Source organism: Enterobacter cloacae complex sp. P24RS, from assembly GCF_014982165.1.
Lineage (GTDB): Bacteria > Pseudomonadota > Gammaproteobacteria > Enterobacterales > Enterobacteriaceae > Enterobacter > Enterobacter quasihormaechei.
Map to the genome: position 1 here is coordinate 165,996 of NZ_JADCKU010000009.1, position 19,221 is coordinate 185,216.

A 19,221-nucleotide genomic window follows, 5' to 3' on the forward strand; every position below is an offset into this window, starting at 1 on the left:
AGTTGATCCTCTTGAGAGTTAATTTCAACGCTTCAGAAAGAACGTCTGAAGTACGGTTCAATAATGGATTTTTCAGGCGCTGGCTTCGCGCGGGCTTTTGCTCAAACTGTCGGGCTTTTGCTACGCACCATCGCCTTGCGATAGTGCGAGGGCGTCACGCCGTTATGCCTGAGGAAGACGGCTGCAAAGTGGCTGGGGCTGGTGTAACCCACGTTCAGGGCAATATTGATAACGGAATCAGTGGATTCCGACAGCATGCGCCGCGCTTCCTCCATGCGTAGTCGGATAAAATAGTGGGAAGGCGAAAGCCCGGTAGACTGTTTAAAGGCGCGGCTAAAATGGTATTCGCTCAGATCGGACAGCTTAGCCAGCCGTGCCAGGTCAAACGGCTGGGCTAACCCGTCACGCATTGCCGTGAAGACCCGGTGCAGTTTAAACGCCTGCAAGCCCCCGCGGTGTCGTTTCGCACGGGTGCCGTAGGTGCGAATAAGGTGTACCGCCAGCGCCTGTGCAATCCCCTGAATAAACGGGCCACTTGGTGGATTTTGCAAATACAGCTCGCGGCGTATCTGCTCCAGCAGGACGGACAGCGTTTCGTCGCGCGCGCCGGAAACCTCCCGCAATTCACACTCCTGCATCATCGCCACGCCGATGTAAACATGCATGACGACAAACGGTGTCTCTGGCTCGGCGCGCCAGCGCATTTCGCTTGGGTAGTCCGCCGTCGTGAGAAAAAAATCACCTGCGGCAACGCGGTTTGATAACCACGCTTCCCCGGGAGAGCGCTCCTCAACGACGGCATTACCTGAAAGGATCCAGACGATAAAAGGCTCTGGTACCGCCGGAATAATGACGTTTTCCTGAACGTGCCTTCGCGCCAGAATTTGCACAAAGACATCCCGGGAGGATTGCGCCCGATGCTCCCTGAGCAGTTCGCCGGGAAGGTACTCTTCAAACGTCTCTGCGGAAGTACGCTGCGTCATGTTTATCGTGCCTTTCGTTATGGCAGTTGCACCAGGTTTACCGCCGGAAGAGGCCCGCCGGGGAATTGCTGAAGCGTACCGCCGACCTCCAGGCTGCCTAAATCGATAGGTGCGAAACCGAGCTGCGCTGCCAGCGCGCTGACGTCCGCCTTCGCGTCTGGATGGACTCCGGAGAGAAAGACGACACGACGACCACCCGCCTGCGCCGGATCCTGAGCCAGCACCCCTGCAAGCAGGGTATTAAAGGCTTTCACGACGCGTGCACCCGGCGCCCACTGAGTCACAACCTGGCTCGAGTTTTTCCCGCCCAGTTCAGCCAGCGTAAAGCCTGGCAGTATGACCGGGTTGGTCGCGTCAATCAGGATACGCCCATCCCAGTGAATACCCCTTAACGCGGCTTCGGTTTTGTCCCAGTTCGTGCTGACAAAGACGATATCGGCGTCAGCGGCCTGTTGTACGGTGCCGGCGCGCGCCCCGTGTCCCAGTCTATCGACCACCGCAGCCAGGCTTTCCGGCCCGCGGCTGTTACTCAGAATAGCGTTTATGCCCGCTTTAACCAGCTGTCCTGCAAAGGCTTGCCCGATTGCGCCAGCGCCGATAATGCCTACCGTTGTTGTTTTCATGCTGAATAACCTTCAATGATGTGTAGTGAACATGCACAGAGAGTAGTAATCTTTAACCTATCTGAATAGCCTATATAATTAGATGGAATCCATCTGCTGGAGCGATACATGCTGGACGGTATGTCTGTTGATCAACTGCGCACCTTTATTGCCGCCGTTGATGAGGGCAGTTTTTCCGCCGCCGGGCGCAGGCTGCGGCGCGCGCAGTCGGTTGTCAGCGCGACGCTGGCCAATCTTGAGGCGCAGGTCGGGTTTCCATTATTCGATCGTTCCGGGCGCTATCCGAAACTGACGGAGGCGGGCGTCGCCATGCTGGAAGCGGCACGTCTTGCCGCTGCCGGGATGGATGCCTTTAAGGCTAAGGCGCGCACCTTAGCGGAAGGACTTGAGCCTGAGCTGGTGGTGTCCGTCGACGTGATGTTTCCCGTTGCGCAGCTCACCGCTGCGGTGCAGGCGTTTCATCAGGCATTTCCTGACACGCCGCTGCGTTTGTATGTGGAAGCGCTGGGGGCGGTGCTCCAGCCTTTGCTGGACGGTCACTGCCGGGTGGCGATAACCGGATCGCTGCCGCATCTTCCGGCGGGATGCACCTCAGAATTCCTTCTCAGCGTGCCTGCGGTGGCCGTTGTCTCCCCTGAGCATCCGCTGGCGACCGCGTCTGGCCCGATCCTTCGTTCACTCTTACAGGAACACGTCCAGCTGGTGCTGACCGATCGCTCCGCTCTCACCGTGGGCCGAAGCTTTGGCGTCATGTCGTCGAAGACCTGGCATTTGGCGGATATGGGCGCGAAGCACGCCTTCCTGCGTGCCGGACTGGGGTGGGGCTATATGCCGCTGCCAATGGTCGAGGAAGATCTCGCAGCGGGAAAACTGGTTACGCTGAACGTGCAGATGCAGCCCGACGTCGGGGCCGGTTTTTCCATGCAGGCGGTGCACCTGGAAGAACATCCGCCCGGGCCGGCCGGGCGCTGGTTCGTTAACATGCTGAAAATGCAGGCTGGCATGCTGGGTAACAATAGCAGCGTCGGGTAGCCAGCATTTATGGCTCAGGAGGGCTTTCCACCCTCTCAGTGCGCTGGTTGGAACCCACGGTTTTACCGGCGCGATCCGAAATCTCATACTCAATGGTAACGTTATGCCTGGTGGTCGGTGTGACGGTGATGTCCTGGATCCTGCTGCCCGAATCGGGGGGAAGCGTAAGGGTTGTATTGCCTTTAGCCAGCACCCGACCATGTTGCTTCACCTGCCACTTCAGACGACACGCCTCACAGGCGGACCAGGTGTCATTTATTGCCCACAGGCGAACCGTTGCTTCGTTCCCCTGACGCCACACCGCCGTCACGGGTTCAATCGACGGCAGAATGGGCTGATAAGCTTTTTGCAGCGCGTAGTAGCCCGCTTTCGGCTTACGCAGATAATCCACGACGCCCCAGTTGATGGAGGGCCAGGTTTCTACAAACATAAAGTGGAAGAGGGCGGTAACCGGCTGATAGCGCTGCCGGCGATAGCTCTCTGCCGCCATTGCCACCAGCTCCGCCTGGTAACGCTGGGTGTTGGCAATCATCTCCTGAATGGTATTACCCCGCGGAATATTGGCAAATTTAAAGGTCTGGAAGGGCTGGAAGTTATGATATTTCCAGTGCGTCCAGCCGGGATCGTCGGCGGCGGTGCTTTTCGGCCACATCAGGCGGGCGGGAATGATGGTTTTCAGGGTTGAGAGTCGCGGTAGCGCCTGAGCGCCAAACTCCGTGATGATCGCGGTTTTGGCGGGGCCGAGCAAATCGCGCATGGTGCCGAAGTACCAGCCGGCCCAGTAGTGTTCTTCCACCGCGGAAAAATGATGCACAATGCGCGAGGTGTCTTGCGCAAGCGCGTCTCCCACGCGTTTCGTCAGGTTCTGGTTCAGGGTTTTATTCCAGTCGGGGAAGCGTTTTTCCATCCACGGTGAATTCCACGGCGGCTCGTTATGACCGCCCCAGACGATAATGGCCGGGGAATTGCCAAATTGTTCAACCATCTCGCGGGTCTGCCGCGCGGCATTGTCCGCAAAGGCGTCGCTGTTGTTGTAACCCCATTGCAGGGGGACATCCTGCCAGATCATCAGCCCCATCTCGTCAGCCACATCGTAAAGCGCCCGGCCTGCCACATGCGCGTGAACGCGTATCGCATTGGCGTTCATCGCCTGTACCAGCCTGAAGTCGCGGCGATATTTCTTGCGCGTCATGGTGCTAAGCCAGGGGGAACCGATGTAGTTGCTTCCCTTGATAAACAGGCGCCTGTCATTGATCAGCCAGCCCCTGTTGTCCGGCTGCTCCTCCATCTTGCGCAGGCCGGTTCGGGTCACCGCGGTATCCATCACGCCCTGTTCGTCCGCCAGGGTCGCACGCACCCGGTAGAGATTTGGCCTGCCATAGCCCACTGGCCACCAGAGCTTCGCGTCTTTTACGGGCAGCGTGACGCTGAGCGACCGCGGCTTACCGTCCGTTTTCGCAATCTGAACCGAAAACGCCTGCTCTGTGCGCTCGCCGATGAAATTATCAGGGGTCGCTGACAGGCGCAGCGTGACGTCACCGGCAGACAACGCCCGATAGCGGATCTCGGCGCGCAGCGCTGGTTTGTTCAGCCCTTCACGCCAGTCCGGACGCAGGATCACCTCATCGATAGTCACGCCGCGACTCAGGTGTAGCTTCACCGGTGCCCAAATCCCACCTGAGTTGGCGTCCTGGCCATTCTCTGCCCACGCCCCGCCAGGGCGAGTGTCGTGCTGGTTAAGTACGCCTTTAACCATCGTTTTGTGCAGCGGCCAGATTGTTTTCGGATCTTCCCAGGGGCTGTCCACCCGCACGGCGAGCTTATTGTGTCGCTGCAAAGCATCGCTTATGTCTACGGAGAAGCGCTGAAAATACCCCTCGTGACGGGCAAGATGCCTGCCGTTGAGCGTGACGTCGGCAAAATAGTCCACGCCATCAAAGACCAGGGTGGCCATGGTATCGGGCGCGCGCCGGGGCAGGGTAAATTCGTGCCGATACCAGAGAGCACCCTGATGATCGTATCCGGCGCTGTACCAGTTGGCCGGAACCGCAACCGATCGCCAGTCGCGGTCAGGTGCGCTGGCGCCATCAAAGGTGCTGAGGTTGGCGTCATGCACGCGCCACATTCCGGCCAGTGACCAGGTGACGGGCTGGCTGGCCTGGGCCAGCAGAGGGCTAATTGCCAGCAGCAGAAGAAACCTGATCATCTTTAACCTCCTGAGCTCTGCGGCGCAGCCAGGCCGCAGAGCGTCTGGCCTCCTCGATAAGCTCGCCATGTAAAACGCTCAGCCCCGTCTGGTTCAGCGAGACCGCCTGACTCTCCATTTGCTGAAGCACTTCTGAAAGACGAGTGAAACCGAGGGTGACGGCTTCGCCGCGAAGCTTATGAGCGGCCCGCCGCAGGGCCTCGCGGTCATCATGCGCAATGTTCAGCGCTATGGCTGCCACCGCCTCGTCAAGACCGTTGCCGAACAGCGCCAGCAGCTCATTAACCAGTTCAGGATCGTCCGCGCACTGTTTTAACAGCTGTGCCTCATCCGGCAGACCCTTTTCTTCTCCGGCGACAACACGGGCTATCTCCTCCCTGAGCGCCTCCTGACTTACCGGCTTGGCAATATAGCCGTCGAAGCCCATTGCCAGACAGCGCGCCTTGTCGCCCTGCATGGCATGGGCGGTCATCGCGATGGTGGGCTGATGGTTACGCCCTCGCGCGAGCGTTTCTTCACGAAGCAGGCGAATGGCCGTTTCACCGTCCATTTCTGGCATTTGCAGGTCAACCAGCATCAAATCCCACGGCTGTTCACGCCAGCGTTCGAGGGCCTCCCGGCCATTGGATACCACTTCGCAACGGTGCCCGAGCTGCTCCAGCAGGCGTCTGGCCACTTTCTGATTCACCAGGTTGTCCTCAGCCAGCAGGATACGCAGACTGGCCTGCGCCGTAACGGGCGCAGAAGCGGGCACAGCCGCGGGGGAGGCAAGGGGGGCGGGCGCAAGGACGCTGGCTATGGTTTGATAGAGTTCACGTTGGGCAACCGGCTTATGCAGATAATGGGCGATCCCGATGCGCTTCAGCATGTTGGCGTCGAAATGACGGCTCATGGAACTGAGCATAATGATGTGGCTTTGCCCGGCCTGCGGCATAACGGAGAGCTCAAGGGCCAGCGATACGCCGTCCATATCCGGCATCTGCGCATCCAGCAGGATCAGCGGCCAGCATCCCCCTTTTGCGATCAGGCTTAACGCTTCCCCTGCGTTGTTAACACAGGTCGGCGTCAGACCCATCTGGCGAAGCATCGTGTCCAGCAGTCGCAGGTTGGTGCTGTTGTCGTCGACCACCAGGACCGATTCGCCGTTAAAGCGGGCTACAGGAGCACCGGGAGTGGAAGCAGCCAGCTGGCTCTCCAGCGGCAGAGTAAACGCAAATTCGCTGCCTGCCCCCGGCTCGCTCTGAACCGTCAGCTCTCCGCCCATCAGGCTCACCAGACGGGCTGAAATGGTCAGCCCGAGGCCAGTACCGCCGTAGCGGCGGGTGGTTGAGCTATCGGCCTGGCTAAACGCCTCGAAAATGGCTTTTTGTTTCTCCACCGGGATGCCAATGCCGCTGTCGCGAAGGCGAAAACGCCACTGACCTTCACGTTGTGCAGGCTCTATTGCCAGCATAACCTCACCCTGAGGGGTGAACTTCAGCGCGTTGCCCAAAAGGTTAGTCAGAATTTGACGTAGCCGGGGACCATCAACGATGAGCACGTCCGGCACTTCAGGTGCGATATCCACCAGCAGTTCGATGCCCTTTTCGCTGGCGGCGGGCATGTGCGGGCGGATCAGCGACTGCACAAAGGGACGGATCTCCAGCGGCTCTGTATCGACGGTCATCTTACCTGACTCAATGCGGGAGAAATCGAGAATGTCATTGATGATATGCATCAGCGACTGCGCTGAACTCATCACCAGAGACAGGTATTCCCGCTGTTCGGGGTTGAGATGCGTATCGAGGCAGAGCTGTGTCATGCCCAGAATGCCGTTCATCGGGGTGCGAATTTCGTGGCTCATGTTCGCCAGAAATGCACTTTTCGCCTCGTTGGCCTCCCGGGCGACTTTCGCCGCTTCAATGGCCAGCAGCTCGGCCTCCTTGCGGCGGGTAATGTCCTGTAGGGTGCCGATCACCCGTTCGGCCTGCTGCTGCATGCTGAGGGTGACCACCTGCCCCGAGATCAGCATCCAGCGCCAGCCCTGGGACGCGTGCTGTACGCGAATCTCACATTCAAAAACCGGCATATGCTCCTGTCTGGAGGCGATCATCGCGTTGCGCAGCACGGCGCGATCCTCTTCATGGACCAGGTTAAGTAAAAAGCGCAGCGGGTAGTGCAGGTGCGTACGCGACTGACCCACCATCGCCAGCAGCGTATCGTTCACCTCCAGGCTGTCTTGAGAGACCTGCCAGTTCCAGATGCCGATCTGAATGGACTCTGCGGTCAGTAAAAAATCATCGTGCAGCTGGTGGCGCGAACGCTGGGCGTCGTCAAGTTCGGTAATATCGGTATGCAGGCTGAGGATGCCGCCATCCGCAAGACGCTGATGCTGCACGTAGAGCCGCCGGTTTCCCGACTGCCGCACCTCACGATGGCTCGACTGGCGGCAGTTTCGAACGATCGCTTCCCGCAGGGTCCGGCGGCGGGTGGGGTCGATGTTATAGCCTGCATCAATGAATTTCTCCGCCAGGCTTTCAAGCGAAGCGCCAGCGCTCAGCCAGGGGGTGATGACCGGGTAAAAGCGCGTGATCTGGTCATTCCAGGCCAGTAGACGCTCGGCGGGATCGTAAATCATCACCCCCACGGGCAGCGCGTTGAGATCGAACCGGGATGTGGATCGCATGGTTACTCGCCTCCGGCCTGATAGTGCAGCTCCGCCTGGCGGCGCAGATACTCCAGCCCGGGCGCAATCGCCATCGCCCAGGCCGTGAGGATCTCTTCGTCGCAAAGGGGATCGCAGGCGCGCACGGTCCTGAGCATGGCCTCCCGCCAGAGTCCGAAAAAGCGCGGCGGCAGGCGTAACCCTTCATCAGTCTGCTCCCGCGCCAGACGTTCCAGAAAATCCGGCACGAAAAGCGCACCGTCAACGGCAAGCATGGCGAAAAAGCACTTGAAGATCGTCTGCTGGCCATCCCGCCCCTGGCCCCGGGCAAAATGCTGCTCCGTTTCGGGGGACATATGGATAAACGTCTCCCAGAAAGCCTGCAAAAAGCGCCGTTTATCATTCTCCGGCAGAACGCGGTTCAGGCTGGCGTCAAAGAGATCGCGATAAAATTTCATGGTGCGGCCCTCGCGGCGCGTTCGCCCGGCAGGCAGAGACCGGGCGGGTTGAAGGGATCCGACGTGCGGCGGGCAAAATAGCCATCGTTTTCCACCAGGCCATTTTCAAACAGCGGCCCGGCGTTGTGTTTGTACAGCAGCGCTTCCAGCACCATGGCGTTCGTCGAGAGGGTGAGCGTCGGGTTGATATCGCCGGTTGCCTCAACGCGGCCCTCAAACCAGCCCTGTTTCGGGTTATTCAGGTGCCGGGTAACGGCCATCAACGCGTCAGTGTAATCGGTCTCCCACAGCGCCCAGAGCACAAAGACGGCCTTCGTGCTCACCTGTGCAAGGCGGGGATAGCTTTTTCCGTCGTCGCCCAGGGTGTTCCAGGCATAGCCATTTCCCCAGACGGTGTCCTCTACGTGCCAGGGGGCCTGAGAGAGGTAAAAATCGGCGCGTGCGGTGAGCGCGCGCTCACGCTCCCAGCGCGTTTTCTGGCTAAGCCATACGGCTTCGGCCCGCGCGCGCAGCGTTTTGTGAATATCGGACGTCACGCCGGGCGGTTGCCAGCCAAACTCCAGCCCCGGCAGCATGGCGGGGAGGGTGGAGAGCAGCGACGGCTGCCAGGTCGTTCTGGGATCGCGCGCGTCAACGGCGAGGCTACGCTGGTACAGAATGATGTTCTGAGAAGGCGGAGAGAATGCCTTATCCGATGAAAATCCCCACAGCCGAAACGCGCTGGCGGCATATTCGCTTTCACCCAGCCGCAGCTCGTCGCGCACCACCGGCTGCCCGTTCTGCACGGACGCAGACCACAGCTCCCCGTCCTTGTCCATCACTGGACAGAAATTCCAGCGCAGGATGATTTTATCCAGATATTCACGGTACTCAGGCGCACGCTCGGCTGCGAGCCGCAGCGCCAGCATCAGACGGGCCATATCTTTTGCCGACCAGCCGCGCGGCGCCGGTTTTCCTGTGAAATTGATGGGCGACGCCGTTCGGCTGGAATAGAGCCTGCCGGGGGTGCGGGTTTCGGTCAGCGTCAGGCGATTGAGGGTTCCGAGCAGGCGCGTCAGCCGGGCGTCGAATTCGTCCGCCTGGATAAGATCAAGCTCGCGGGCAGCAAGCAGGGCGATAAGCGTATCGCCCATTTGCCACAGCGTAACGCGCGGCTGTTTATCGCTGCCGTTGACCAGCCCTGTCTGAGGCTGGGTATTATTGTCAAAATAGCGCCAGGCGATACGCGCCCACTCCCGCTCCTGAGGCGTCAGGCTACTGATGCGCGCGGTGGTGTGCCAGCCACCTTTGGTCAGCCAGCGCCACCCCGCGCCTTCCTGGCGGAACAGGACGAAGGCGATAATAAGAATGAGGACGGCGGCAGCCAGCCCGCGGGCTAAGGTCTTAAGCATTGTGCGGTCACCGGCGGCAGTTTTACAGGCTCGTCCGTATTACAGGTGGCACACTGACAGGCCTGGCAAGCGGGTTTGGTGCGCAGGGTAGTTCCGGTCTGTTCACACCATGTCTTCACCGCTGGCGTACTGTTCAGGAACGGGCGGTTGCGCGAGGCATTATTGGGTTCAAAGAGGTCCACCAGCTTTTTCTCCCACAGGGAAGGGGCGAAGTGGCGATCTTTGGGATTATCGCTGTTGAACTGCAACAGCTTGCCCTCTTTCTTGAACAACAGGGCTTCAAGCATGATCCCGTTGTTATTGGCGGTGAACTCTTTGATGGGGCCGTCGCCGTTTTCGTACAGCCCTTCGTAGTATCCTTTGTCCGCCTCATTGGCGTTTTCAATGGCGTCCAGCAGGCGGTCGGTATAAGGCGAATTCCAGAGAACCCACATCCCGAGCGCCGCTTTCAGCGAGACGGCGGCCGTGTTGGGAACGTACACGCCTTTATCGGTAATGGTGTTCCAGTTGAAGCCGTCACTAAAAACGGTGTCGTAGACGAAGTAGGGGGACTTATCGAGTTGATGCTCAGAGCGAGCGGATAAAATACCGGTGATGGCGTAGCGATTCTCCTGAGCCTGGTAAACCCTGTCGGCAAAGTTTTTCATCCACGGATGAGAGTAATCGCGTGGGCTGTTCTCCCTGTCCGTCGGCTTGTCGAAACCAAATTCCAGGCCGTAAAGCACATAGGATTCGGTGACGACGTAGTTATGCTGGCTGGTGAGGCGCGGATCGCGCGAGTCATAGGGCACCATGACGCAGTAGATCTCAGCCAGCTCGTAGGGCTGGGGCTGGCTCGACTGACAGGTGCCAAAGCCCCACAGCGCAAAGCCCGCGGCGCCGTACTCTTCATAGCCCAGCCGCCCCTCCTGCACGTACTTTGGCTGGCCATTTTCCAGATAGGCGCCGTACATCATCCCGCAGGGGTTGATGACGTTGGTGAAATTCCATCCCAGCATCACGTTATCAATGCTGTTGCTGTATTCCGGATAGCGCTCCTTAATGACCTTCAGCCAGATCAGCATCCTGCCGATGTCCAGCGCCGAGAAGCCAATCTCGCCAGGTTTGTTCTGGTAGTTAACCTTCTGGGCGGTGATGGTGTTATAGGCTTTGTTGGGCAGTTCGTTGCGGAACAAATCCAGTTTGTTGAGGGTGGCGAGTAATTTCAGCATTCTGCGATCGAATTCGGCTTTATCAATAATCCCCAGCTCCCTTGCGGCCGTCATCGCGGCCATATAGGAGGCGCTGTCCCACATGGTGGTTGAGGGAAATTTATTGACGGCATTCACCAGCCCGGTAGTGGGCTGGTAGTTCACAACGAAATATTGCCAGGCGTTTTTGGCAATGGTCATCTCCCGAGGCGTGAGTTCCCCGCTACGCGGCGGGTAATCCGAGGCGGGAAGGCCGGTCGCTGCCTGGGCCGCAGAGAGTGAGAGCCAGCCTGCCACAAGCCCGGCCAGAAGAGGAAAGAAGAGTATTGATTTCAGCTTCATGGCTTCGCTCCTGCTGAAGATGTGGGGGGAGTGGCGGGGCCAGGGCAGGCCAGACAAAGCATCTGACCGTGAGCAATGTACGCCAGGCTCTCAAGGACGACCGCATTGGTATCGGCGTCAACGATCTCGTTCACGCTGCTGTTAAGGTTAAGCCCGCGCTGCCAGCCCTTACCCGGCACCTGTAGCTTCTGCACCTGCTGGCGCAGCGCTTCGCTCCAGCCGTTGCGGAACAGGGCGTACCAGGCAAAGGCGGTGCGGGTCGAGGTTATCGCCGTTTGCTCCGGCGTGGCGTCAAGCAGAGCGCTATTTTGCAGCGGCTGGCGATCGGGCAGATCGTTGACGTAATCCGGCGCGGGCTCGGCGTAATCGGTGCTGATCGGCGGCTTGCGGACCCGCAGGCCGTGACGTCGCTGCTGGATTTGCATTATGCGCCAGGCAATTTCGGCGCTCTGCGCGTCGAAACCCAGCTCAAGGCCCGTTAATAAATAGGGGAGGCTGATAAGCGAAGGCTGCCGACCCCACGGGGTGCGTAGCCCTTCATCAGGCACCATTATTCCGTCGATGTCGATCATCTGCTGCCCTTCCGGCGGGTTCGTCACCGCCAGCCCCGCCGCGCTGTCGATCAGCCGAAGCGTATGGCTGGCATACAGGCGATAGCCGAAGCTGTTTCGCGGCTCGTCCGTCGCCAGCGCCCAGTGGTGGAGTGGGACCGCGGCCTGGCTGCTGGTGTTGTGGGCAATCAGGGCGCCCAACTTCCAGCGATCTAAAAGATTGCGCACGTCGGCGGCATGCTGGGGGTAGCGCCACAGCAGCGTTTGCAGGGCGTTAAGCAAGCGGCCCAAGCCGATAGCCGAGGCGTCCGGTTTACCCAGGGCTTCCAGCGTGTCGGCATGGTAATAGGCGGCGGGCAGCCCCTGCGGGTTGAGCGGAAGACGGGCGAGAGCAGCCAGTGCGGCCGCGATGCGTTCATCAAATTCGTCGGGAGTAAGAATGTTGAGCTGCCTGGCGGCTACAGCGGCAAACAGATAGCTGCCGGTGCTCCACAGGCTGAGCCAGGGCTCGCCGTCGTGCGCATTGGCCAGACCATTCGGCTGCGTATTGTTCACATAATACTGCCAGGCAACCCGCCCCCAGATGGCCTCTTCGAATGTCAGCTCACGCGGAGCGGGCAGGGGCGGGAAATCGTTACTCAGCGACATCCCCGCGCTGCCTTCAACGCGTGTTGGCATCTGTTTTTCAACCCAGACGACGATGGCGAATCCCAGCAGAAAGCCGAGCAGGATCGTGAGGTAGCTGCGGGCTGACAAAAGCGCGTCGCGTTTTCTCATTCGCTCACCTCTTCTTCAGCCGGGGTCCACATGGCGGCGAAGATCAGCGGCAGCATGGCGGCAATGTTGACTGCGCCCCAGAAAATGTTGATGACGTAGCCGGAGGGATCGTCAACCTGCCCGCGAGCGACCTGAATACCGCCCCAAATCAGCCCGGCCAGGGTGAGCACGACGATGGCGATTTGCGGTTTCACCAGATAGAGAAACCTGCCCGTCTGCCGCTCTTTCGGCGTGACGTGGAATTTGATCTGTTCACCGCGCAGTACCGTATCGAGCGCACGCAGGTTCATTGAGAAAAAGGAGAGATATGACGCTCTGCCGTCCCAGGCTGAAATCCCCCAGGTGCCGAACATAAAGGCCAGCTCCGACATGATGAAAAAGGGTAAAAAATGAAGATAAAAGGGCTCTGACCAGGCTGAAACAGGCGGAATGCCGGTAAACAGGTAAACAATGGGCGATATCAGGAAAATGGTGTTCCACACGCAGGCCAGATAGGACCAGAAGGTGGTGGCATACATCAGGGTCTGCGGCAGAGAAAGCTTAAAACGGCGGCGGCTGAAAATATTGTCGTGGAACAAAATATCCAGTGAACCCGCGGCGTATTTGAAGCGTTGGATCATCCACGTCAGCATGTCCTGCGGAGAGAGCATTTTCGATTCGATCCGCGGGTGCATCACCGAGCGCCAGCGGCGGGCGGCATCGCCGTGGAGCAGGATGGAGGTATAAATATCTTCCGAAACGTGAAACTTATAGGGCGTGAGCTCTGTGTCGAAAGCCACGTGAGGGCGCATGGCATCCTGAAGGGTTTCACGCATGACGGGATCGCGTATATCCCGCGTGTGCCGCTCAACCTCCTTTTCCACCGTCCAGACATAGCTGCGCAGCGCAGCCTGCATTACCGCTTCGCGCCTGTGTACAGAGGCCGCACCGCAGCAGAAGGCGGCGTTGGCCCAGTTTCGCCGGCGCAAAATCACGTCATAAAACATGCGCGGATCGTTAAAAAAGGGGTCACGGCCAATGGTCACCGGCCCGATGAACTTCTGCGCAAGCCATCCCAGCCCGTATCCCGGTTTGCCCGCTTTCCGCCCAAGCCAGCGCGCCAGGTTTTCCCCTTCCGGCAGGTCGAAAAACCACTGCGGCGTCTGGACCCAGGCGACGTCAGGATCGCGAAAGTAGCCCAGCGTGTGGCTGAGCAGGGTGGGGAAGACGCGGGTATCGGCATCGCAAATGATCAGGAAATCTCCGTCGGTTTGCTCAAGTCCGTTTCGCAAATTACCGGCCTTGAAGCCAATATTGGTCTGGCGGGAGATGTAGTTAGCGCCTTCCTGATCGCAGACGGCTTTCATTTCTGGCCGTCGACCGTCGTCAAGCACGTGCACTTTATAGTCCAGCGGAACCGGGTAGACCATCTTCATGGCGTCCCGAATAGAAAGCCTGACCAGCTCCACGTCTTCTGAATAGGTTGCGATAAAGAGATCGACCTTCAGGGGTCTGGATGCTTCCGCGTCTTCGGGGCGCAGGCAGTCATTGATCTCAACCGGGGGCGAGTTTTGCGGCGGATCGTCCTCTTTCCACAGGTTAATGGTGAACAGCACGGTGCCGATCCAGGCCAGCGTTTCCGCCAATACCAGCGGAATGGCATACCACAGCGCGTCGGTATTTAAGGAGGCTGTCCAGCGCCAGTAAAGATAATTAGCGCCTAAAATCAGCGCGGCAACCGCTAATACCTGCCATGTTAGCATTACCCAGCGCGGTGTCTTGAGCGGTTCAGGCGGCTGGCGATGTTCAAAACGGGAAAAATAAAAATCCATAGAGAAGGATATCCTGATTCCACGATGGCTATTAATAACTGACCCGTTACCGACAGGGAGCGCAAAACAGAAAATAACGTCCGCTAAAACAAAAAGTAAACTAAGTGTAGATGGTGGGTAAAATAATTCCAGAGGCGTAAAAAACCGATCTTTCAGGCATGCTTAAATAATAGTTAACTACGCTTAATAATATCGGAAGCGTTGTCAAAAATTGCCAGATGCTTTTCTTTACGCTATCTAAATAAAATACAAGAAACTTTTTAGCATGGAGAACGCGACGCCCCATGAGCCAGATTGCGCCTGTGCTTATAAGAAAAGATACTGAAAAACCAACAGCATGGCGTTACGTCCTGTCGGATAAACGTGATTTACGTATAGATTTTATGCGCGGTATCGCGTTAGTGATGATGGTGGTGGCGCACACGGAAGTGATGTCGATATTTAATATATTCACCTGGGAAAGGTTTGGTCTGGTCACCGGTGCTGAAGGGTTTGTGATCCTTTCCGGATTTATGCTGGGAATGTTAAACCGTGCCAGATTGCAAAAAGCGGTATTGTTGACGATATCCTGGGGGTTATATCTGCGCGCATGGAAAATATATCGCGTAAATATCATCATTATTCTTTCATTTTTGCTGTTAGGGTATCTTCCGTTTATTAACGTTTTTGAGGTTACCCATTTTACCGATCGTTACTCAGGTACAACCTGGGCATTGTATCCGGTGACACCGCAAATTAAAGAAACCTGGTTTAACATTGTCCTCTACCTGCAAATTGGTCCTCATCAAACGCAAATTCTTGGGCTCTATATTTTTCTTCTGCTGTTAAGTCCCCTGTTTTTGGGAATGCTCCAGAGAGGATACGTCTACTGGCTGCTGGGGTTATCGTTGCTCGTCTACGGTTGCTGGCAGATATGGCCGGTGCGCGTGACGCCGTCTCAGTTTGAATTCGCGTTTCCGCTGCTGGCCTGGCAGTTCATTTTTGTGCTGGGAATGTGCAGCGGCTGGTACAAAGAAGATTTGATCTCTTTTGCCCGCACCCCCGCCGGTAAGGTGGTGCTCGTGGCGCTGGTGATGATTGCGCTGGTGCTTGGCTTTATCGCCCAGAGTCATACCAACCCGTTTATGCCCCCCGCGTTGCTCATGCACAGCCTTTCACCCGAGAACTTTAACGCGTTTTATCATACCTGGGCGGCAAAAAATGGCCTTGGACCCGTCAGGGTCGTGAACGATATCAGCCTGATGGTGACGGTCTATCTGCTGCTGACCTGGTGCTGGCAGCCGCTGTATCGCCTGGCGGGCTGGTTTCTCATCCCGCTTGGTCAGCATTCGCTTTACACCTTTATTTTGCACGTCTACGTCGTATTCCTGGTAAGCCAGTTCGTCACGTTCGATCTGTGGCGCCAGGACTGGGTTGTGAATACCTTCATCCACGCGGTGACGCTGGGCGTGCTGTGGCTGATGGCGAAATATAACGTCGCCGCGCGCTGGATACCTAACTAAGGAAGGGCAGATGCGGGATAAATTGTTGCTGACCTGTGCGCTGTTGTGCGTTGCCACCGGCACAGAGGCTGCGCCGAAGGACGATGCGGAATCGCTACGTGACAAGAACGGCGAGCCGGTGCAGGCAGGCGTGTTCACCAGCCGCTGGGGTCGCCTGTTCTCGGGGAATGAAGACGTCTTCTCTGGCGCGCTGAGCTTTAGTTCCGGACTGAAAGAGCAGTGGATGACCATCCCGAACAGCTCGGACAGCGCGGAGCAGAAACGTAAATACAACCAGACGCTCAATCTCAGCCTGCAATACTCACCCTACAGTTACTGGTTTGCCAACGTGACATCGCGGTTGCCGGTGACGGACACCAGCCGCTATACGGCTGATTTTCGTTACAGCTTTGGCTATGACGACTGGCATGCCAACACGGTCAGCCTGGTGTACAGCAATTACGGGGATAATCGCTTCTGGACGTCAGGAACCCGTCGTCACACCTATTTTGAGCAGGGGGCCGTGACGCTGGCGTATAAATTTTCACTGCCGAAGCCCGTGGAGAATACGCTCCTGATCAACAAAGGCGACTCCATCATTTGCCAGGTGGGCTACAGCTGGGTTCCGCGCTATTACGATCTGGACAGCAACGATATCCGCAAAAACAAGAACGTGGTGTTGGGCGGATGCGGTTATACCTTTAAGCAGCACTTCTTCGTGCGCGCCACGGCGTTCTGGTTCCCGGACAGCAGCCAGCAACAGCCCTGGAACGGCGACTATAGCTATAGCTTTGGCTACGCGGGCTATACGCCGGGTTCATTCTCCGTTCAGTACGCTAACTATTCCGGCACCCGTTACCCCGGCCACCAGAGCGGCAGCGGCAAATTCCGGGAAGGCACCGTCAGCGTCATCTGGTTCTTACCGCTTTAGGAGGGCGTAGGGTGTCACAGCACGTCCTGATTGTTGAAGATTCACTGGTTTATCGTCGCCTGCTCAGCCGAATGCTGACGCAGTGGGGATACATCGTCTACGAGGCGGAGAACGGCGTCGCCGCGCTTGAGATCCTTGAAAACCAGCCCGTCAGCCTGGTGATCAGCGACTGGGATATGCCGGAAATGGATGGCCTGACATTGTGCCGGGAGGTTCGCAGCCGTCAGTTTGGACATTATGTTTATTTAATTTTGCTTACCGCGCGCGAAGAGCCGGGCGATCTGACGGTGGGGTTTGACGCCGGGGCGGATGATTTTCTCAATAAGCCGGTCGAGCAGAGTGAGCTGCGGGCGCGACTGCACGCGGGGGCACGGGTTTTGTCCCTTGAAGCCACGCTTGCTGCGCGTAATGCGCGCCTCAGCGAGGCGCTAAGGCAGATAGAGCAAGACCTTGAGGTGGCGGCACGGATCCAGCAGTCGGTGCTGCCCGCGCATCAGCTGCGCTACCGGGATTATTTTGCCGACTGGATTTTCCTGCCGTCAGCCTGGGTGTCTGGCGATATTTTCAATGTCTTCCCGCTGGACAATCACCTGGGATTCTACTGCGTGGATGTATCCGGGCACGGCGTCGGCGCGGCGATGATGTCGCTTGCCGTGGCCCGTCAGTTTCTGCATGGCAGGGCGGTGGAGCGTTTTCTGTTTGCGGACGATAGCGATGTTGCCTCTCCCGCGGACGTCGTTCGGATCCTGAACGGTCGCTTTTGCAGCGAAGAGGTGGAGATAATGAGCTATTTCACCATGATTTACGGTGTTATCGACCTGTCGACAGGTGAAGGCAAGCTTTGCCAGGCCGGGCATCCCACTCCCTTTATTGTGAACCCTGACGGCGAGATCAGGACGGTCGGTGAAGGCGGCGCGCCGGTAGGATTGATGCCGGATCTGAGCTGGACAGACGTGAACTTCTCGCTGGCACCGGGCGAACGACTTTGCCTGTTCAGTGATGGTATTACCGAGTGTGAGAACCCTGATAACGAACAGTTTGGGCAGGCGCGATTGCAGCATCGGCTTCAGCGTGATGCCACGCTAGCGCTGGAACAGCTCTTACCGCAGTTTGCGCAGCACCTTGTTCACTGGCGCAGTGGGGAACGCCGGGAACCCCTGGCAATGGCCGACGATGTTTCCCTGTTAATTATTGAGCGTACTGGAGAAAGACAATGAATATTGATACAGAAAGGCATCCCGGCGTGAATATCATGACGCCCTCGGTGCGAAGACTTGACGCCTCGGTGGCGGCGGCCTTTAAAGATGCCGTCACCCGGGAGCTCGGTGAGGATCGTAAAGCTTTGATTGTCGACTTCAGCAAAATCGATTTCATCGACAGTAGCGGTTTGGGCGCGCTTGTATCGCTGCTCAAAATGATGAACGGTAAAGGTGACATGGTGCTGTGCGCGCTGAACCCTGGTATACGCAACATGTTCACCCTGACCCGTATGGATCGCATTTTTCGCATCTGCCCGGATCGCGCTACGGCACTTGCGCTGCTTAATCAGTGAGTTGACCGTGGCTAACGACATCACTCTTCCCGCCTCGTTAAGCTCAGTCTCGCCGCTCGCGGCGTGGCTTGAACGTCAGATGGCTTCGCTGTCCGTCAGTGATGACTGGCGCTTTGCGCTCGATCTCGCCGCCTGTGAAACGGCAACCAATATTATTCGCCATGCGCTACATGAGGACCCGGAACGTTGCTTCACCGTGGAGTTCATCGCTACCCGCTCGGGCGCGACGCTGCGTTTTACGGACGATGGCGATGCCTTTCCTGCTGAACGTCTCGCGGCGGGGCGTGAAGACGTGACGTTCGACGGCTGTCTTTTGGCTGAAAGTGGCAGAGGACTGAAACTCATTTTGCTGTATGCCGATAATTTCACGGTGGAAAACGTTGCAGGGAAAAATATTACCGTTCTGGAGAAGGCGATGGTCGGATAATGTTTGACCGTGGAGAAGGTCTGGTGAGGGACGGAATGGGCGCAGTTAACAATCTGCGCCAGTATCGTGATGACGGTAATAAACCCAGTCAGGCATCCGCCTGCCATTTCTCCAGTATTGCACCGGCCCGACGGGCCGTGGCGGGCAGGATGTCGGCATCGGCCACGTAGCCATCGGGATCGAGACAGCGATTGTGTTCTCTCGCCTGTTGCAGGATCGCCTCGTCCCATGTGACCTCCAGCTGGCCTTTAAAGACCATGATGACCTGAATATCCGGGCACAGGTGTCGGCCCACAACGTGCTCCTCAGAAAGACGCAGCCATTCGACGGAAAAACCGTGCGGACTCACGATAGCGGGAGCGGAATCCCGATCCTGTGAAATGCCAAAACCGATGACCGGCGCAATTTCGCCCCCGTGTCCCGGCAGCACCGAATCCAGCAGTCCCTGCGTTGACCAGCAGCGGTCATCGCCGGTTACCGCGTGCTGGCGCATCTCCTCGATGCTGTAGTCGCGCAGCCCGGCAATATAGGCCTCTGACAGCGGCGTCAGCAGCGCAGCGGGATCAGGCTGCGGGTCGCCAGCCTCCTGCGCAATCAGCATGTTATCTTTGCTCAAATACATTCCGTATTCGCCTGCTGCCGTCAGCACGGGATCCCGCCCGGCTGCGCGCCGGAGCTGGCCGCCATCAGCGGTCTGCCGGCAATAACGTTGCCGTGCGGCGTGAGCCGCAAAGGGGTGCCGGTGGGTATGGAGATTTTATCATTGCAGGAGGATGAGACGACGCTGATGATGCTGGCGTGTGAGGGGGCGCTGGGCGGGTG

At 58.0% G+C, this 19,221-nt stretch carries 17 protein-coding genes; 6 read left to right on the forward strand and 11 right to left on the reverse strand.

The genetic code is table 11. The features are described 5' to 3' along the window. Positions 1-101: 101 nt before the first annotated feature. Together INF58_RS12015 and INF58_RS12020 are read right to left on the reverse strand one after the other, a co-directional pair. Positions 102-983, reverse strand: a complete 882-nt coding sequence (locus tag INF58_RS12015; RefSeq protein WP_112792904.1) for a helix-turn-helix domain-containing protein — start codon at positions 981-983, stop codon at positions 102-104. Positions 984-1,000: 17 nt separating this feature from the next. Further along, positions 1,001-1,606, reverse strand: coding sequence for an NADPH-dependent F420 reductase (locus INF58_RS12020; RefSeq protein ID WP_193527748.1), 606 nt, complete (start codon positions 1,604-1,606; stop codon positions 1,001-1,003). 120 nt (positions 1,607-1,726) lie between these two features. On the opposite strand from INF58_RS12020, the gene INF58_RS12025 reads away from it, so the two are divergent. Then, positions 1,727-2,638, forward strand: a complete 912-nt coding sequence (locus tag INF58_RS12025) for a LysR family transcriptional regulator (protein WP_370552657.1) — start codon at positions 1,727-1,729, stop codon at positions 2,636-2,638. A gap of 7 nt (positions 2,639-2,645) precedes the next feature. Here the strand turns inward: INF58_RS12025 and INF58_RS12030 are convergent, their stop codons facing one another. Genes INF58_RS12030 through INF58_RS12060 form a run of 7 tightly spaced genes read right to left on the reverse strand, consistent with a single transcriptional unit; the run spans position 2,646 to position 14,008 of the window. Beyond that, a complete protein-coding gene (locus INF58_RS12030; protein ID WP_193034151.1) occupies positions 2,646-4,844 on the reverse strand; it encodes a sugar-binding domain-containing protein in 2,199 nt (732 codons plus the stop codon). Next, complete coding sequence (locus tag INF58_RS12035) at positions 4,813-7,509, reverse strand: response regulator (protein ID WP_193527750.1); 2,697 nt, start codon at positions 7,507-7,509, stop codon at positions 4,813-4,815. The genes INF58_RS12030 and INF58_RS12035 overlap by 32 nt, the downstream gene beginning before the upstream one ends. A 2-nt stretch (positions 7,510-7,511) precedes the next feature. Next, complete coding sequence (locus INF58_RS12040; RefSeq protein WP_107533564.1) at positions 7,512-7,946, reverse strand: globin; 435 nt, start codon at positions 7,944-7,946, stop codon at positions 7,512-7,514. Further along, positions 7,943-9,337 carry a DUF3131 domain-containing protein gene (locus INF58_RS12045; RefSeq protein ID WP_193527751.1) on the reverse strand — a complete coding sequence of 465 codons (1,395 nt, stop codon included), beginning with the start codon at positions 9,335-9,337 and terminating at the stop codon, positions 7,943-7,945. The genes INF58_RS12040 and INF58_RS12045 overlap by 4 nt, the downstream gene beginning before the upstream one ends. Continuing rightward, the gene (locus INF58_RS12050; RefSeq protein WP_063450063.1) at positions 9,322-10,869 is read right to left on the reverse strand and encodes a DUF3131 domain-containing protein; all 1,548 of its coding nucleotides are present in this window, start codon (positions 10,867-10,869) and stop codon (positions 9,322-9,324) included. Before INF58_RS12050 ends, INF58_RS12045 begins: the two co-directional genes overlap by 16 nt. Beyond that, positions 10,866-12,197: a DUF3131 domain-containing protein gene (locus tag INF58_RS12055; protein WP_193034842.1), complete on the reverse strand. Its 1,332-nt coding sequence runs from the start codon at positions 12,195-12,197 to the stop codon at positions 10,866-10,868. The genes INF58_RS12050 and INF58_RS12055 overlap by 4 nt, the downstream gene beginning before the upstream one ends. Further along, positions 12,194-14,008, reverse strand: a complete 1,815-nt coding sequence (locus tag INF58_RS12060; protein ID WP_193527752.1) for a glycosyltransferase — start codon at positions 14,006-14,008, stop codon at positions 12,194-12,196. Before INF58_RS12060 ends, INF58_RS12055 begins: the two co-directional genes overlap by 4 nt. A gap of 284 nt (positions 14,009-14,292) precedes the next feature. On the opposite strand from INF58_RS12060, the gene opgC reads away from it, so the two are divergent. The 5 genes from opgC (at position 14,293) to INF58_RS12085 (ending at position 18,399) form a co-directional block, all read left to right on the forward strand. Then, complete coding sequence (gene opgC, locus INF58_RS12065; protein ID WP_193527753.1) at positions 14,293-15,510, forward strand: OpgC domain-containing protein; 1,218 nt, start codon at positions 14,293-14,295, stop codon at positions 15,508-15,510. Positions 15,511-15,520: 10 nt separating this feature from the next. Then, positions 15,521-16,420 carry a hypothetical protein gene (locus INF58_RS12070; RefSeq protein ID WP_193527754.1) on the forward strand — a complete coding sequence of 300 codons (900 nt, stop codon included), beginning with the start codon at positions 15,521-15,523 and terminating at the stop codon, positions 16,418-16,420. A gap of 71 nt (positions 16,421-16,491) precedes the next feature. Beyond that, entirely contained in the window at positions 16,492-17,637 is a 1,146-nt protein-coding gene (locus tag INF58_RS12075; protein WP_370551751.1) for a PP2C family protein-serine/threonine phosphatase, read from the forward strand. Continuing rightward, complete coding sequence (locus INF58_RS12080) at positions 17,634-17,972, forward strand: STAS domain-containing protein (protein WP_112792914.1); 339 nt, start codon at positions 17,634-17,636, stop codon at positions 17,970-17,972. Before INF58_RS12075 ends, INF58_RS12080 begins: the two co-directional genes overlap by 4 nt. 7 nt (positions 17,973-17,979) lie before the next feature. Next, positions 17,980-18,399 (forward strand): ATP-binding protein, encoded by a 420-nt coding sequence (locus INF58_RS12085; RefSeq protein ID WP_082830919.1) that lies wholly within the window; start codon positions 17,980-17,982, stop codon positions 18,397-18,399. Between the two features lie 88 nt (positions 18,400-18,487). Here INF58_RS12085 and INF58_RS12090 read toward each other — a convergent pair whose 3' ends face one another. Together INF58_RS12090 and INF58_RS12095 are read right to left on the reverse strand one after the other, a co-directional pair. Then, positions 18,488-19,015 (reverse strand): hypothetical protein, encoded by a 528-nt coding sequence (locus tag INF58_RS12090; RefSeq protein ID WP_227415079.1) that lies wholly within the window; start codon positions 19,013-19,015, stop codon positions 18,488-18,490. A gap of 26 nt (positions 19,016-19,041) precedes the next feature. Further along, the coding region (locus INF58_RS12095; protein WP_193527755.1) for a hypothetical protein at positions 19,042-19,221 on the reverse strand (180 nt) is incomplete at its 5' end.